The sequence below is a fragment of the Edwardsiella anguillarum ET080813 genome (assembly GCF_000264765.2).
In the GTDB taxonomy this organism is placed as follows: Bacteria; Pseudomonadota; Gammaproteobacteria; order Enterobacterales; family Enterobacteriaceae; genus Edwardsiella; species Edwardsiella anguillarum.
Genome location: NZ_CP006664.1, coordinates 1,447,086 through 1,462,394 on the forward strand (window position 1 = coordinate 1,447,086; position 15,309 = coordinate 1,462,394).

Sequence of the window (15,309 nt, forward strand, 5' to 3'; positions counted from 1 at the left end):
TCGCCAGGGCGTACCTTTTCAGACAGCACATCGCGCGCGTTTTATGGGTGACCGCTTACTTTGCATCCTTTTGCACCTGGCTCAGCGGGCGAGCCCAGGGCTTCATCGCCTGCACCTCTGCCGGCAGCGTCGCAATCGCCCGCCGGGCATCCGCCGGCGTCGCATAGCTGCCGCTTACCAGCACATACCAAGGCTTACCGTTGCGGGACGTTTCATATACCCAATAGTGGCTCAGGCTCTGGCGACGGGCAAACGCGTTCAGCGTAGTGGGCTGCGAGGCGCCGCTCAGCTGTAGGGTATAGTGGCTGCCCGGGGCGCTCTTCAGCGCACCAGCGCTGCTGCCGGCACTTTGCGGCAGATGCGCCGCCGGTTTACCATTGCTGCCCACCACCGGCAGGTGCGCCGTTTGCTTCGGCGCGCTGGGTGTCTGCGCTACGCTCTTCTCGCTGTGGCGGACCGGCGCCCGCTCCTCCCGACGCGTCGGCGTCTTAGGCCGCGGCGTCGATTCGACCGCCGCTTTCGGCGCGATACGCGCTGCGCCGCCGGCCAGCGTTGCCGGGGCCGTCGGTAGCGTGCCAGCCTGCGACATCGCATCTAGCGCGCCTTGCTGCTGGGTCAGCGCATCGGAAACAGAGTTCCCCGCCAGATCGATCCGCTGCTGCCCGCTCTCCTGAAGCGCCGGAGCAGACTGCGTTGGCGTAGGCGATACGGAGGGCATCGTGATCGGCTGCGGCTGACCTGGCTGCGCGGAGTTATTGACCCCACTACCGTCCTGAACGTCGGTCACGTTGCTTCCGGCGCTGCCGTTAGTCATGGAAGATGCACCGGACAGATTGATCTCTCTGGCACTGCCCGCCGTAGCCGTAGACTGGGCAGAGCTCCCCTTGGAGGGCGATTTCAGCGCCGATCCGATCGCCACGATCACCACCAGCAATACCAGGACGCCGGCGCCGATCATCAGATGCTGACGCGATACCGTCAGACGCGGCGTCGCGGGACGTCGGCCGCGCGCACGCGGCGGACGACGATCGCTGGCGTCCGGTTTTAACTCATCGTCTGCTTTAAACTCTTCTTGATCCATCTCACCCTCCACTTAGAGGCAAAGCCGGCCGTACCGCGCCGGAGACTCGCAAATTAACCGCTCAGGCCAGGCAGTCCGCAATCGCATCCCGCACGACATCATGGCTTACCCCGGCGAACACCTCCGCGCTGCCGATAGCGGTCGGCAACACCAGCCGCAGGGTTCCGCCCAGCACCTTCTTATCACGCAGCATATGCGGTAGATAGGCGTCAGGGGCCATACCGGCCGGCCCTAGCACCGGCAGCCCGGCGCGCGTCAGCAGCGCCGACATACGCTCGGCCTGCGGCGGCTGCAGATAGCCCAGACGGCAGGCTACGCGGGCCGCCATCATCGTCCCCACGGCCACAGCCTCGCCGTGCAGCCAGTTGCCATAGCCCATCTCAGCCTCGATGGCATGACCAAACGTATGGCCGAGATTCAACAGCGCCCGGCGGCCCTGTTCACGCTCATCCTCCGCCACCACCTGCGCCTTCAGCTCGCAGCAGCGGCGGATACAGTAGGCCAGCGCGGACGGCTCCAGACGCAGCAGCGCATCCATCTGCGTCTCAAGCCAACGGAAAAAATCGGCATCCATGATGATGCCGTATTTAATGACCTCCGCCAGCCCGGAGGCGAGCTCGCGCGGCGGTAGGGTCTGCAGACAGTCGATGTCGATCGTCACGCTGGCCGGCTGATAAAATGCGCCGATCATATTCTTACCCAGCGGATGATTGACCGCGGTCTTTCCGCCCACCGAGGAGTCCACCTGCGCCAACAGCGTTGTCGGCACCTGAATGAAGCGGACGCCGCGCTGATAGCACGCGGCGGCAAAACCGGTCAGATCGCCGATCACGCCGCCCCCCAGCGCCACTAACGTGGTATCCCGCCCGTGGTTGTTCTCCAGCAGCGCGCTGAATACCCGATCCAGTACGCTCAGTGACTTAAACTGCTCACCGTCGGGCAGGATCACCAGCCCGACGCGTACGCCTGCCCGCTCCAGCGTACGCTGCACCGGCGCCAGGTACAGTTTAGCCAGGGTTTCGTTGGTGACCAGCATGGCCTGCTCGCCGGAGTGCAGCGGCCAGAAAGCCGCCTCCTGTGAAAAAAGCCCACTGGCGATGCTGATCGGGTAGCTACGCTCCCCGAGCGTTACGGTGATCCTTTCCACGGCCTGCCTGCCCCCTGTTACAACGCTAGTTCCTCAGCCAACCGTTCAGTTGTTTTCCAGCAAATGGATAATCTGGTTGGCCACCACTTTGGCGCTCTGCTCATCCGTGCGGATAGTCACGTCGGCAATCTCTTCATACAGCGGATTGCGTTCCTGCGCCAGCTGCTCCAGCACCTCGCGCGGCGTATCTACCTGTAGCAACGGGCGTTTTTTGTCACGCTGCGTACGCGCCAGCTGTTTTTCAATGGTAGTTTCCAGATAGACGACCACGCCCCTCGCGGACAGGCGATTACGGGTCTCGCGAGATTTGACGGAGCCGCCCCCGGTCGCCAGCACGATGCCTTGCTTCTCCGTCAGTTCATTGATGACTTTCTCTTCGCGATCGCGAAAGCCCTCTTCGCCCTCAACGTCAAAGACCCAGCTCACATCGGCGCCGGTACGACGTTCGATCTCCTGGTCGGAGTCGAAGAATTCCATGTTCAGCTGCTGCGCTAACTGACGGCCAATAGTACTTTTGCCGGCACCCATAGGCCCAACCAGAAAGATATTGCGTTTCTCTGCCATGTTTTCGGTACTACTAAGACAATACGTTAATGATAACCCGCCCCGCCAATCAAATTAGCGACGGGACCGAAACTGAAACCTCATGAAGATAGTGCGAGATCAGACGAAAAATTATCTCAACACTCAAGGCTGTTTGGCAACCGAATAAATTTCCGCGCGGCACGATACACAAAGAAGACCCGGTGTACGGCGGGAAATACGGGACGGAACAAGGCGCAAACCGCTAACCTTGTATGCCAAATCCATCCCAGCGTCAAACGCGGAAACCATTCATGTGATAAAAATTTTTAGCCGCGCGCCGACTGGCGCAGCGATTGGGAGGTGGGAGAGGCGGGAGAAAGCAGGGTCGGCGTAATAAAAATCACCAGCTCGCGCCGCCCGCTGCGCTGGCTGTCGCTGCGCAGCAGATGGCCCAGCAGCGGCACCTCGGCAAGCCAGGGAAAGCCGATGCTATCCACTTGACGCTGATACTGAAAGATACCGCCCAGCATCGCCGTGTCGCCGTCGCTCAACGTGACCTGGGTCGTAATCTCCTGTTTATCGATCGCCAGCGCTTCGCTGTCACCCTGGCGCACTACTCGCCCGGGCATGTTCTGACTTATCTGCAGCGCCAGCTCAATATGCGCATCGGCCAATACCCGCGGCGTGACCGACATACCCAGCACCGCCTCCTTAAACTCCATGGTGCTCACGCCGCGCTCGCCGCCGGAGACGGCATAGGGGAGCTCACTGCCCTGTTTTATGCTGGCCGTCTGCCCATGGGCTGCCATCAGATGCGGACTGGCGATGATCGTCACCTTATCCTGTCGCTCCAGCGCCGCAAGCGCCACCGCCAGCGCCTGCCCCCCGATGCGGGCCACCTGAAACCCCGCGCTGAAATAGGCATCCGCCGCGCCGCGTAGCGTATCCTGTCCGCGTGAGCGCTCGTCTCCGCTGTACCAGCGGATCCCCAACTCACGCAGCCCCTCTTGGCTGATAGAGACGATATGGGCTGCCAGCTGTACCTGCGACAGCGGCACATCCAGCTGCGCAATCCAGTCGCGCAGCGCCGCCAGACGGGCTGCCTCCGCCCGCAGCAGCAGGGCATTGGTGCGGCTGTCCGCCACCGCGCTGCCCGTCTCGCCCAGCAAATCGCGGCGCTGACGCAGACTTTTCTCTACCGTCGCCGCGTCGGCATGGCGCAGCACCACACGCTGACTCCGCATCTGCGGCGGTTTGAGCGGCGCAGGCGCCGCGGCGGACCCCGCCTGCCGCGCCGCGCGCGCGCGGCTTTGGATCAGCAGGATCCCATCGCGCCGTATCACGCTGAGATCGTGGATCTCCGCCAGGGCGTCGAGCACCCGTGGCCACGGAGTATGGGCAATATGCACCGTCGCCTCGCCGCGCACCTCCTCACTGAGGATCAGGTTTAGCCCAGCGAACTCCGCCACCGCCTGCAGCACGCTGGGCAGGGGCGCGCGATCGAACCAGAGCGTCAGAGGCATCGCCAGTCCTGCCGGGCTCATGGCCAGCAGCGCCGCGATAGCCGCGGCATACGCGGAGTGGCATCTCATCTCTCCGTCCCCTCCCGACGCGCCGCCAAAGGGATAAGGCGCGGACAGCGAAAGGGATACAGCGCCAGCGGCGTAAAGCGCAGCGCCGGTGGGCCCAACGCGGCGGGGCGCGGAGAGGCGGGCAGGGCCGCAGGACGCCAGCGGCCCTGTTCATCGCGCCGCCACAGCGAAAAGCAAGGCGCCCGACCGACGATCCCGACGGCGCTGGCCGCCGCCGGGGCCAGTTCGGGAGGCTGAAATGGATCCCGTGCGGCATCGCCGCCACACGCCAGCAGCAGCGTTCCCCATCCGACGCCTTTCGCCCTCATTCGTCCTCCTGCTCCACCCAGGTTATATGCACCCCCTGCGCGCGCGGCGTGATCGTCAGCGAACTCACGCGCTGACCGCAGTCGGACAGGGTATCCAGCGTCTGCAGCAGGGCGCTGAACGTCATGTCGGCAGAGACATGACGCTGCCCATCACGCTGGATCTGCCAAGAAAACGCGGCGTTATGCTCTGGGGCACAGCGCGCCTGGCGCACGGCCTGTGCTGTCGCGTCGATATCCGCCTGCCAGAGGCGCAGTTCGGTCGCCCAGCGCTGAACTCGCAGCATCGCCATCTGCGCGGCGCCCTCCGTCAATCGAACGCGCAGCCTCTGCCGCTCCAGCGTATGCCATAGCCACAGCCCGGCCAGCAGCGAGGTCAGAAGCAACAACGTGCTCCCCCACAGCCATTGACGCAGCGCCCGGGGCGAGAGGGTATACAGCCTACCCTGCAGCGACAGCAGCAGCTCAGCCACGGCACGCCTCCGTCGCACAGAGGCGCAGCGTAAACTGCCAGCGACCGTCGGCGGCGCGATGCAGCCCCTGCCAGCGCCACGCCGCCATACGTAGGGCAAAATCAGCCACCACCTGCCGGGAGACGCCCTGCCCCTCCAAGAGCCAGTACGGCGGTAGATGGCTCAGGCGCGTCAGCCATACCGCATCAGGGATCGTGGCCTGCATCAGACGCAGCTGCTGTGCCAACCGCGTTACCGGCGCGTCCGACGACGGCGCCCCCGAGGCCCCGGGCCCCGACTCATGCCGCAGCGGCGCGGGCAGCGCGGCCATTCTCTGCTGAAGCTGGCGATACGCGGCCTCCCGCAGACGGGCCTGCTCAGCAATCTGCCCGATCAACGGCGCCCTACGCTGGTACAGCAGGCGCCCGGCGCTCATCCCCAACGCAGCAAACGCAGGGATTCCCAGCGCCAACGTCAGCCACAGCATACGAAGACGCGCCCGACGCCGGGCCTCGCGCCAGGGCAGCAGATCTATATCATCCACGGCGGTGACTCCGGCATCACGGCCAGCCCCAGCGCGAGGCTAAACGCCGCGGGATCGGTGGGCAGCGGAGAGACGAGATGACGTACAGCGCGTAGGCCAGACCACCCCCGGCGGCCGCTATCGCTACCGCAGCGCAGCGGTGCAACGCCGTCGGACACACCGGGCGGCAGCGCGGCCACGGCCTGGGCACAGGCCGCCTCCGGGCCGTCGGCTAAGGAAACAAACCCATACTGCAGCGGCGATCCCCAGGGCGCTATCCAGCAGAAACGGCGCCCATCGCCGTAGATCAGCGGCGCCGCGGGGCTCTCTCCCGCCAGACGCGCCAAGCGGCGCAGCGCGCAAGGCGCCAGCGTTAAGCGCTGCAGCGGTAAACCCGCGCTGTCGAACAGCGCGCACCACCGATCGCGCTGCGCGCGGTGCACGGCACACACCTGCCAGCGCCCGCCCCCCTCAGGCGCGGGGGCGAAGTCACAGACCATCTGGTGCGCGGGAAGCATCAGCTGGCGCTCTCCCTGCGCCAGCAGCAGGCGATGCCGCTGCCAAGGTGTCAGGGGAAGCGCGCTACCCGCTAGCGTATCGCGGATCGCCCGCTCAGCGGGAAAGGCCGCCCGCACCGACAGCCGACGCGGCAAACGGGCGCGCAGCGCAGCCAGCGCCGCGGGCAGCGAGGGGGAAAGCCCGTCCCGATCCGGGTCAGCCGTCAGCGGCAATCGCCACCAACCGCGCAGCTGGATGCCGTCGCGGCGCGCCGAGAGCGCCACGGCGATCAGCTGAGCGGGCTGAATATCGATCCCCAAGCGCCAATGACCGCTCCCCATGCCGCGTCTCCTTATCATCAACTTACTAAAAGAACGTATCCTCTGTGTCTGCTAGCCTTTATACTACTGCCCGTTTGTTTATAAACTGCCCAACTGACATGTAATGGGAAATTCCAGGTGAAGTTCGTAAAGTATTTAATCATCCTCGCGGTCTGTTGCATTCTGCTGGGAGTCGCTGCGGTATTTGGACTGTACAAATACGTTGAGCCGCAGCTCCCGGACGTTGCAACGCTGAAAGACGTGCGGCTACAGACACCGATGCAGGTGTACAGCGCCGACGGCTATCTCATCGCCCAATATGGTGAAAAGCGCCGTATTCCGCTGCCGCTCACGCAGATCCCCCCGCTGATGGTCAAGGCGTTTATCGCCACCGAAGACAGCCGTTTCTTCGAACACCACGGCGTTGATCCTATCGGCATCTTCCGTGCGGCCTCCGTCGCCCTGTTTACCGGACATGCCTCGCAGGGCGCCAGCACCATCACCCAGCAGCTGGCCAGGAACTTCTTCCTCAGCCCAGAGCGAACGCTGATGCGTAAAGTAAAGGAGGCCTTTCTCGCCATTCGCATCGAGCAGCTGTTGAATAAAGACGAAATTCTCGATCTCTATCTCAATAAAATTTATCTGGGCTACCGCGCCTACGGCGTCGGCGCAGCCGCGCAGGTCTACTTCGGCAAATCCGTCGATCAGCTCACGCTGAGTGAAATGGCCATGATCGCGGGCCTGCCCAAAGCGCCATCCACCTTTAATCCGCTCTACTCCCACGATCGCGCCGTCGCCCGCCGCAACGTCGTGCTTAGCCGGATGCTGGATGAACACTACATCACCCAGGCACAGTACGATCAGGCGCGCAGCGAACCGCTGGTCTCCCGCTATCATGGGCCGGAGATCGACTTCTCCGCCCCCTATCTGGCCGAAATGGTGCGCCAGCAGATGGTGGATAAATATGGTGAAAACGCCTATACCGACGGCTTTAAGGTCTACACCACCATCACCAAACACCTGCAGGTTGCCGCCCAAACGGCCCTGCGCGATAACGTGATCAACTACGATATGCGCCACGGCTACCGCGGCCCCGCCAACGTACTGTGGAAGGTCGGGCAGCCGGCCTGGAGCCAGCAGCGGATCGCCGATACGCTCAACGCCCTGCCCTCCTATGGCCCGCTGCTGCCGGCCGTCGTGATGTCGGCCAATGCCGACGGCGCCACGGCTATGCTGGCCAACGGCAACGGCGTCTCGCTGCCGCTGGCCACCGTGCGCTGGGCCCGCCCTTACCGCAGCGATCGCGTCCAGGGTGCCACGCCGCGGAAAGTCAGCGACGTCCTGCAGCCGGGACAGCAAATTTGGGTGCGTCAGGACAGCGATAAGCGTTGGTGGCTGGCGCAGGTGCCGGACGTCAACTCCGCCCTGGTCTCCATCAGCCCGCAGGATGGCGCCATCAAGGCGCTGGTCGGCGGTTTTGACTTTAATCAGAGCAAATTCAACCGCGTCACCCAGTCGGTACGCCAGGTCGGCTCCAATATCAAGCCGTTCCTGTACACCGCCGCCATGGATAAGGGGTTGACGTTGGCGACCATCCTCAACGATCTACCCATCTCCCGTTGGGATGCCGGCGCCGGTACCGATTGGCGACCGAAAAACTCACCGCCGACCTATGCCGGTCCCATCCGCCTGCGTCAGGGGCTCGGTGAGTCGAAAAACGTGGTGATAGTGCGTGCCATGCGTGCCATGGGCGTCGATTACGCCGCAGACTATCTGCTGCGCTTCGGCTTCCCGGCGCAGAACATTGTGAAGACCGAATCCCTGGCGCTGGGCTCAGCCAACTTTACCCCGCTGCAGCTGGTGCGCGGCTACGCCGTCTTTGCCAACGGCGGCTATCTGGTCGACCCCTACTTCATCACCAAGGTCGTCGACGGCAGCGATCAGACGATCTATGAAGCTCATCCGAAGGTCGTATGCGACAGCTGTAACCTGCCGGTTATCTATGGCCCGACGCCGAAGTCGGCGGTATTAAGCGACGACAGCGTAGAAAACGTCGCCGTCTCGACAACCCCGAGCGTGAACGGCAGCGTACCGATGCCGGAGCTGGAGCAGGTCACGCCGGGTCAGGTCAGCCAAGATAGCGATCAGCGCTATGCGCCGCACGTTATCAGCACGCCGCTGGCCTTCCTGATGCACGATGCGCTGAGCAGCAACATCTGGGGCGAGCCGGGCTGGATGGGAACCGGGTGGCGCGCGATGCGCGATCTGAAGCGCCATGATATCGGCGGGAAAACCGGTACCACCAACAGCTCCAAAGACGCCTGGTTCTCCGGCTACGGTCCGGGCATTGTCACCAGCGTCTGGATAGGCTTTGACGATCATCGGCGCGATCTGGGACGCACCACCGTGTCTGGTGCTCTGAAGGATCAGATCTCCGGCGGCGAGGGCGGGGCCAAAAGTGCCCAGCCGGCGTGGGACGACTTCATGAAGTCGGCGCTGACCGGAATCCCCGAGCAGCCGCTGCCGCCGCCGCCGGGCATTGTCAGCGTCGTTATCGACAGGGTGACCGGCAAGCTGGCCACCGGCAGCGGTAACAGCCGCAGCGAGTACTTCATTGAGGGAACCCAGCCGACGGACTACGCCACGCCGGATGCCGGCACCGTGATCATCAACAATGAGGGACAGAGTCAGGAGCTATTCTGATACCCGCCTTCCCCCTCGTCTTCATCAAATAAAAAGGAGCCATCAGGCTCCTTTTTTACTTTACCAACGCTGACCCGCATCGTCCTAGGCGCACTGGCGCTGTAGATACTCCCGCAGCAGAAACAACGCGCTCACGTTGCGCGCCTCGTGAAAATCGGGCTCCTGCAGCAGTGCCATCATCTGGGTCAGCGGCCAGCGGATCACCGGCATCACCTCAGGTTCATCGCCCTGCAGGCGCTGAGCGAAAAGATCTTCCGCTACCACCACGTTCATCTGACTGGAAAAATAGGAGGGGGCCATCGTGAGCTTATGCAGCAGGGTAAAACGCTGCGCCCCAAAACCGGCCTCTTCCATCAGCTCACGGTTGGCCGCCTGGAACACCCGCTCGCCGGGATCGATCAGTCCCTTGGGGAAACCCAGCTCATACTCCTCAATACCGACGGCATATTCACGGATCAGCAGCAGATCGTCCCCTAGAATAGGCACGATCATCACCGCCTCGCGGCCCGACGGGCGCATACGCTCATACACCCGACGCACCCCGTTGCTAAACTCCAGATCGACGGACTCGACGTTAAATAAGCGTGAGTGCGCCACGGTTTCAACGCCCAAGATCCTGGGCTTCTTAGTGGAACTATCCATACTCAACCCGACATCCTAAAGATATGCGTTCGCCCCGGCCGACGGCGGGCCCGGCATGATAAACCGTTTGGGATCGCAAAGGCACCTTGCGGCATTGTGCGCAGATGCTCATATTTTCGCAACATATGTTGCCATTATTTTACCTCACCGGCGATGTCGGGCCATAACGCCGCCAGACAGGAGATTTGTTGCGATAATCCCTTCCCGGCGGTAGGAAAAATCGGACAATACCGATATGATCGCCAGGCGGGTATGTTAGGCTGAGTCATGGGAAAGCGAGCGACCCAGAAAAAGTAAACTCATTCCATAACATATAGTTATATTCGCAATAATCACTGCCGTTACACTTTCTCTATCGTCTTCCGATGGTACGCGGCGTTCTTCGCGGCCATATCCGCGTTGCCGGGCAGAGAAAGGGCAAGACAGCAGCGCGATGATCACCGTGGGAGAGTCGGCGTGAATGTATCCATCGCAGCACTCCTGTATCTTATCCCCACAGCGGTTATTATCGGGTATATCTATTGGTACACAACGAAGAGAGCGTCGCGGTTGTCTGCATCCTTTCCCTTTGTCAAAACCAAACAGCGTAAACTGAATCCGGAAGAGCGCCAGGCGATTGCGGCCTACCTGCGTGGACTGGATACCGCGACAGAGAGCGCCGACCCGGCGCTGACGCTGCTGCACCAACGTCTGATGCCGCAAGGGGATCGGGTGTACTCCGTGACCCACGCGATCACCCGCTATGCCCTGGCTGGCGATACGCCCAGCCAGCACCGCTACTTCTTGGATAACCAAGAAATCCACCTGCCCGCGTTCTGGGAAAAGTACATCGCCGATGAAAACAGCCTGGAGCTGATCAAAACCGCAACGCTGCCGCTGGTCATAGCCATTAATGGCCATACGCTAGCCGAGAGCCTGCACAGCCAGCAGCTCCCGACGCCGACGCAGAGCGGCACCGCCTCGATCCGCCGCAGCGAAGGCGATCAGGTCGATCTGTGCGGCGTACGCAGAGAAACCCTGGCCGAATATCAGCTGCACCAGCGCAGCGGTGCCCGCCGCGCCATCCCGACGGCGCTGGCCCTGATTCTGCTCAGCGTGGCCCTGATCGTTCCCCCGACCCTGATGCCATGGCTGCTGGCGTTGGCCGTGCCGCTTCTGGGCTGGGGGCTCTGGTGCCTATACCGCAAACCCGGCGCCGAGCAGCGTAAAGAGATCCACCTGCTGCGCGGGACCCCCAAGCGCTGGGGGCTGTTTGGCGAATCCTGCGGCGAACAGCTGAGCAACGTCTCCGTCGGCACCCTGGATCTCCTGTATCCGCCCCACTGGCAGCCCTATATCCACCCGGATATCGGTCATCCGACCGATATCGAGATTTACCAAAACCGTCAGGTGGTACGCCAGGGGCGCTTCCTCTCCCTCAGCGATGAGGCCACCCAGTTTCCGCTACAGCCGTGGGGGCGCAGTGCGCTGCTGGGGGCCGCTGCGCTGATCGCGCTGCTGCTCCTGCTGACCACGCAGTCGCTGAGTATCCCCCTGAAGATCAGCTCCGCCTGGCTACACGGCGCCCAAACCCTCTCCGCCACCAGCGTGAAGCAGCTGACGGAGATGCCGCTGCAGGTCGGGGATATCCTGGATCTGCGCGGCAACGGAATGTGCCACGTACCCGCCTTCTATCAAGAGGGCGAACGCTACCCCTTCATGCCCTTCGACTGCAGCACCATTTATTGGGGCACCGCCTCGCCGATGGCGGATCCGAGCTCCGATACCATCAATAATGCCGCCGCGCTGCAGTCTACCGTCACCCGCCAGCTAACCGCCAGCGACAGCGATAGCAAGGTGAGTCCGGCCCTGGCCAGCGCCATTCAGAAATCGGGGATGATCCTGCTGGATGACTTTGCCGGGATCGTCCTCAAGACCGAGGCCCTGTGCGCGCAGAAAAATGAATGTACCCGGCTCAAGAACTCACTGGTGAACCTGGGCAACAGCAAATCATGGCCCGCGCTGCTGAAAAAAGCGCACGGCGGAGGACTGGAGGGGGTCAATGTTCTCATGCGACCGGCCAGCGCCCGCCAGCTGACCAATATCGTCAACAGCGCGGTATCTTCATTTTATTATCGTGAAACCCATAAGGCGGCGCAGCTGCTAGCCGTTACGCCGCCGGGGGGATTTTTAATCAGCAGCGATGAGGGCCATCAGTGGGTATCTCACCCACAGCCCAGCGTTTCACTGTATGACTACAGTCCGGTCGATCAGTGGCGCGAGCTGGAAAATCTGTCGCGCCTGCTGCTGAATACCCCTTTCCGGGCCCACGGCGTGATCACGGAGATCAGCACGGATGCCAACGGCACGCGTCGTATCATGCTGCACAGCCAGCCGGACGGATTAACCCTGTGGCGCTATCTGTTAATGACGCCGCTACTGCTGGCGCTCTGCGTGACCCTGGCGGTCAACGCCACGCTGTTCGTGCGACGCCTACGCGGCGCGCTGGCGCGTATTCCGGCGATCCAACGTTACTACGAGCAGTGCATCAATCATAAGATCATGCCGTTCGATCTGCCGCCGCGCCCTTAACGTGCGGCATGACAAGGTGGCGCCAGGAAAATATACTGGGCGACGCGATCCCGCCCTACATGCGTTTTCCGGAGTACGCCCATGGTTCCCACCCTCGACTGGAATGACATCGACACCGTCCTGCTGGATATGGACGGCACGCTGATCGATCTGGCCTTTGACAACTACTTTTGGCTAACGCTGGTACCGCAGACCTTAAGCGAGACGCGCGGCATTTCCCGCGCCGATGCTCAGGCGCTGATCCTGCGGGAGTACCAGGCGGTACTAAACTGGTACTGTTTCGACTACTGGCGTGAGCGCCTGGGGCTGGATATTCACCGCATGACCCTTGAGCAGGGCGCGCGGGTACGGGTGCGTCAGGATACGCTGCCGTTCCTGGATGCCCTGCGCGCCAGCGGGCGCCGTACCATTCTGCTGACCAACGCCCACCCGCACGGGTTGGCGATGAAGATGGCGCAGACCGGGCTGGATAGCCACCTTGATATACTCTATTCCACCCACCGCTTTGGCTATCCCAAAGAGGATCAGCGCCTGTGGCGAGCGGTACAGCATCAGTGCGGGCTGGATCCAGCCAGAACGCTGTTTATTGACGATGCCGAACCGATCCTCGACGCCGCGCACCAGTTCGGTATCCGCTACTGCCTGGGCGTCAGTAATCCCGACTCCGGTAGGCCGGAAAAACGCTTTGCCCGCCATCCGGCGATGAGCGACTACCGCGCCCTACTGCCGGCCATCACCGCCGGTGGGCCCGAGAACGACAGGAGGGCACAATGAAAGCCAGCGCCCAACAGGAGCAGGAGGGCGTCCGCCTGGATAAATGGCTGTGGGCGGCCCGCTTTTATAAAACCCGCGCCGTTGCCCGCGACATGATCGATGGCGGCAAGGTGCACTACAACGGGGTGCGCGGCAAGCCGAGCCGCAGCGTAGAGATCGGCGCCGAGATCCGCCTGCGTCAGGGCAATGACGATCGTACGATCATCGTGACCGCCCTCAGCGCCCAGCGCGGCGGCGCGGAGCAGGCTCGTCTGCTGTATCAAGAGACCGCGCAGAGCATTGCCAAGCGCGAGGCGATTGCCCAGGCCCGCAAGATGAACGCGCTGAGCATGCCGCACCCGGATCGGCGTCCCGATAAAAAAGAGCGTCGCAATCTGCTTAAATTTAAACACGGCCAGTCGGAATGACCGGCGCCTGAAGAGAGATAACTATGTCCCATCACGACCAATTACATCGCTACCTGTTTGACCATCTGGCCGTACGCGGCGAGCTGGTCAACGCCAGCGCCACCTATACTCGCATACTGGAAAATCACGACTACCCGGCCGCGGTACGCGTGCTGCTGGGCGAACTGTTGGTCGCCACCAGTCTGCTGACCGCCACCCTGAAGTTCGACGGCGATATCACGGTACAGCTGCAGGGTGACGGCCCGCTGAAGCTGGCGGTGATCAATGGCAACCATCGTCAGGAGATGCGCGGCGTCGCCCGTCTGCAGGGCGATATCGCCGACGGCAGCAGCCTGAAGCACATGCTGGGCAATGGCGTAATGGTGATCACCATTACGCCGAAAGAGGGGGAGCGCTATCAGGGCGTCGTGGCGCTGGAGGGCGAGACGCTGGCCAGCTGCCTGGAGGCCTACTTCATGCAGTCCGAGCAGCTGCCGACCCGCCTGTTTATGTTCACCGGGGAGCAGGACGGTCAACCGGCGGCGGCCGGTATGCTGCTGCAGATCCTGCCGACGCAGCCCAATAACCTCGACGACCTGACTCACCTGTCGCACCTGACCGCGACCGTAACCCCGCAGGAGCTGTTTACGCTGCCCGCCGACGAGGTGCTGTACCGCCTGTACAATCAGGAGCAGGTAACCCTGTTTGAACCACAGCCGATCACCTTCCGCTGCGGCTGCTCCCGCGAGCGCAGCGCCAGCGCGCTGATGAGCCTGCCGCCCCAGCAGCTGGAAGAGCTGTTGGCGGAGCGCGGCAGCATCGATATCCACTGCGACTACTGCGGTAGCCACTACCTGTTCGATCGGGTCGATATCGACGCGTTACGCGCCGGTGCACAGCCGGGCGAAGCGGGCCCGCTGCACTAATCATCTCATCACCTTTCCACGGGGGAATTATCCCCCGTTTTTATTCATTATTTTATTTTGATTAAGCCAAATAATATTAAACGCAGATTATCCCCTACCTCTTTTTAATGATCCGCCATTTTTTGATCCCTCTCTCTGTTCTCTACGCCCACGCCACCTAGAATTTAATCCGCCTGCCAGAAAATAAAAATAAAAACAGAATATATTTATATTTAATGGGATAATCTATGAAATATTATTCACGCCGCAGCATTATTGCTGGCGCCGGATTTATTTTGCTAGCGCCTGGCATACTGCTATCCAGCCCCACGCGCAAACGGCAGCAGTTTGCCCTGATCCACGATCAGTCAAAGTGCGTCGGCTGCAATGAGTGTATCCACGCTTGCAACCGCCTCAACCGGGTCGCCCCCGGCTATGCCCGGCTGGCCATCATCCCGCTGCCCGCCGATGATCCGTATGCGACCACGCCGCCCCACTTTCGCCACGGCTGCCAGCACTGCGATCCGGCACCCTGCCAGGAGGTCTGCCCCAGTCAGGCGACCTACCGCGATGCGCATGGTCTGATACAAATCGATGCCCGACGCTGCTCAGGCTGCGGCTACTGTATCCGCGCCTGCCCCTACCAGGCGCGCTATCTGCACCCGCAGCGCCGCGTCGCCGATAAGTGCGACTTCTGCAGCGCGACGCGCCTGCGCCATGGCTATATCCCCATCTGCGTACGCATCTGCCCCTATCATGCGCTCAGCTTCGGTGAGATGGGCTCCGCGGCATTCGATCTGAAGCTGGCGTTGGCGCCCCACTATCAGCACCACCTGGCTGGCACGCGTCACAGCCGCGTCTACCGCCTCACCGCCGATGACTAGG

The 15,309-nt window shown here is 62.4% G+C and carries 15 protein-coding genes; 6 read left to right on the forward strand and 9 right to left on the reverse strand.

Going from position 1 to position 15,309, the window contains the following annotated elements; all coding sequences use genetic code 11:
- Nucleotides 1-55 precede the first annotated feature (55 nt).
- From ETEE_RS06550 to ETEE_RS06585, 8 genes are all read right to left on the reverse strand, one after another.
- Entirely contained in the window at nucleotides 56-1,081 is a 1,026-nt protein-coding gene (locus ETEE_RS06550; RefSeq protein ID WP_034163860.1) for an SPOR domain-containing protein, read from the reverse strand.
- A 61-nt stretch (nucleotides 1,082-1,142) separates the two neighbouring features.
- A complete protein-coding gene (gene aroB / locus ETEE_RS06555) occupies nucleotides 1,143-2,228 on the reverse strand; it encodes a 3-dehydroquinate synthase (protein ID WP_034163862.1) in 1,086 nt (361 codons plus the stop codon).
- A gap of 45 nt (nucleotides 2,229-2,273) precedes the next feature.
- On the reverse strand, nucleotides 2,274-2,792 hold the full coding sequence (gene aroK / locus ETEE_RS06560; RefSeq protein ID WP_005290467.1) for a shikimate kinase AroK: 519 nt from the start codon (nucleotides 2,790-2,792) through the stop codon (nucleotides 2,274-2,276).
- Between the two features lie 287 nt (nucleotides 2,793-3,079).
- Entirely contained in the window at nucleotides 3,080-4,345 is a 1,266-nt protein-coding gene (locus ETEE_RS06565; protein ID WP_034163865.1) for a secretin N-terminal domain-containing protein, read from the reverse strand.
- The gene (locus ETEE_RS06570) at nucleotides 4,342-4,653 is read right to left on the reverse strand and encodes a hypothetical protein (protein ID WP_034163866.1); all 312 of its coding nucleotides are present in this window, start codon (nucleotides 4,651-4,653) and stop codon (nucleotides 4,342-4,344) included. The genes ETEE_RS06565 and ETEE_RS06570 overlap by 4 nt, the downstream gene beginning before the upstream one ends.
- Nucleotides 4,650-5,123 (reverse strand): hypothetical protein, encoded by a 474-nt coding sequence (locus tag ETEE_RS06575; protein ID WP_034163867.1) that lies wholly within the window; start codon nucleotides 5,121-5,123, stop codon nucleotides 4,650-4,652. Before ETEE_RS06575 ends, ETEE_RS06570 begins: the two co-directional genes overlap by 4 nt.
- Nucleotides 5,116-5,646 (reverse strand): hypothetical protein, encoded by a 531-nt coding sequence (locus ETEE_RS06580; protein ID WP_225865125.1) that lies wholly within the window; start codon nucleotides 5,644-5,646, stop codon nucleotides 5,116-5,118. The genes ETEE_RS06575 and ETEE_RS06580 overlap by 8 nt, the downstream gene beginning before the upstream one ends.
- Nucleotides 5,634-6,464 carry a hypothetical protein gene (locus ETEE_RS06585; protein WP_034163868.1) on the reverse strand — a complete coding sequence of 277 codons (831 nt, stop codon included), beginning with the start codon at nucleotides 6,462-6,464 and terminating at the stop codon, nucleotides 5,634-5,636. Before ETEE_RS06585 ends, ETEE_RS06580 begins: the two co-directional genes overlap by 13 nt.
- A gap of 117 nt (nucleotides 6,465-6,581) precedes the next feature.
- Between ETEE_RS06585 and mrcA the strand changes: the two genes are divergently transcribed.
- Nucleotides 6,582-9,146, forward strand: a complete 2,565-nt coding sequence (mrcA, locus tag ETEE_RS06590) for a peptidoglycan glycosyltransferase/peptidoglycan DD-transpeptidase MrcA (RefSeq protein WP_034163870.1) — start codon at nucleotides 6,582-6,584, stop codon at nucleotides 9,144-9,146.
- A gap of 84 nt (nucleotides 9,147-9,230) precedes the next feature.
- Here the strand turns inward: mrcA and nudE are convergent, their stop codons facing one another.
- Nucleotides 9,231-9,788 carry an ADP compounds hydrolase NudE gene (gene nudE, locus ETEE_RS06595; protein ID WP_034163871.1) on the reverse strand — a complete coding sequence of 186 codons (558 nt, stop codon included), beginning with the start codon at nucleotides 9,786-9,788 and terminating at the stop codon, nucleotides 9,231-9,233.
- Between the two features lie 456 nt (nucleotides 9,789-10,244).
- Here nudE and ETEE_RS06600 point away from each other — a divergent pair, with 456 nt between their 5' ends.
- The 5 genes from ETEE_RS06600 (at nucleotide 10,245) to ETEE_RS06620 (ending at nucleotide 15,308) form a co-directional block, all read left to right on the forward strand.
- On the forward strand, nucleotides 10,245-12,359 hold the full coding sequence (locus ETEE_RS06600; RefSeq protein WP_034163872.1) for an IgaA/UmoB family intracellular growth attenuator: 2,115 nt from the start codon (nucleotides 10,245-10,247) through the stop codon (nucleotides 12,357-12,359).
- A gap of 81 nt (nucleotides 12,360-12,440) precedes the next feature.
- A complete protein-coding gene (yrfG, locus tag ETEE_RS06605; protein ID WP_034163873.1) occupies nucleotides 12,441-13,133 on the forward strand; it encodes a GMP/IMP nucleotidase in 693 nt (230 codons plus the stop codon).
- On the forward strand, nucleotides 13,130-13,540 hold the full coding sequence (gene hslR / locus ETEE_RS06610; protein WP_034163874.1) for a ribosome-associated heat shock protein Hsp15: 411 nt from the start codon (nucleotides 13,130-13,132) through the stop codon (nucleotides 13,538-13,540). Before yrfG ends, hslR begins: the two co-directional genes overlap by 4 nt.
- A 23-nt stretch (nucleotides 13,541-13,563) precedes the next feature.
- Nucleotides 13,564-14,445, forward strand: coding sequence for an Hsp33 family molecular chaperone HslO (gene hslO / locus ETEE_RS06615; protein ID WP_034163875.1), 882 nt, complete (start codon nucleotides 13,564-13,566; stop codon nucleotides 14,443-14,445).
- Nucleotides 14,446-14,672: 227 nt separating this feature from the next.
- Nucleotides 14,673-15,308 carry a 4Fe-4S dicluster domain-containing protein gene (locus tag ETEE_RS06620; RefSeq protein ID WP_034163876.1) on the forward strand — a complete coding sequence of 212 codons (636 nt, stop codon included), beginning with the start codon at nucleotides 14,673-14,675 and terminating at the stop codon, nucleotides 15,306-15,308.
- Nucleotide 15,309: the final 1 nt, after the last annotated feature.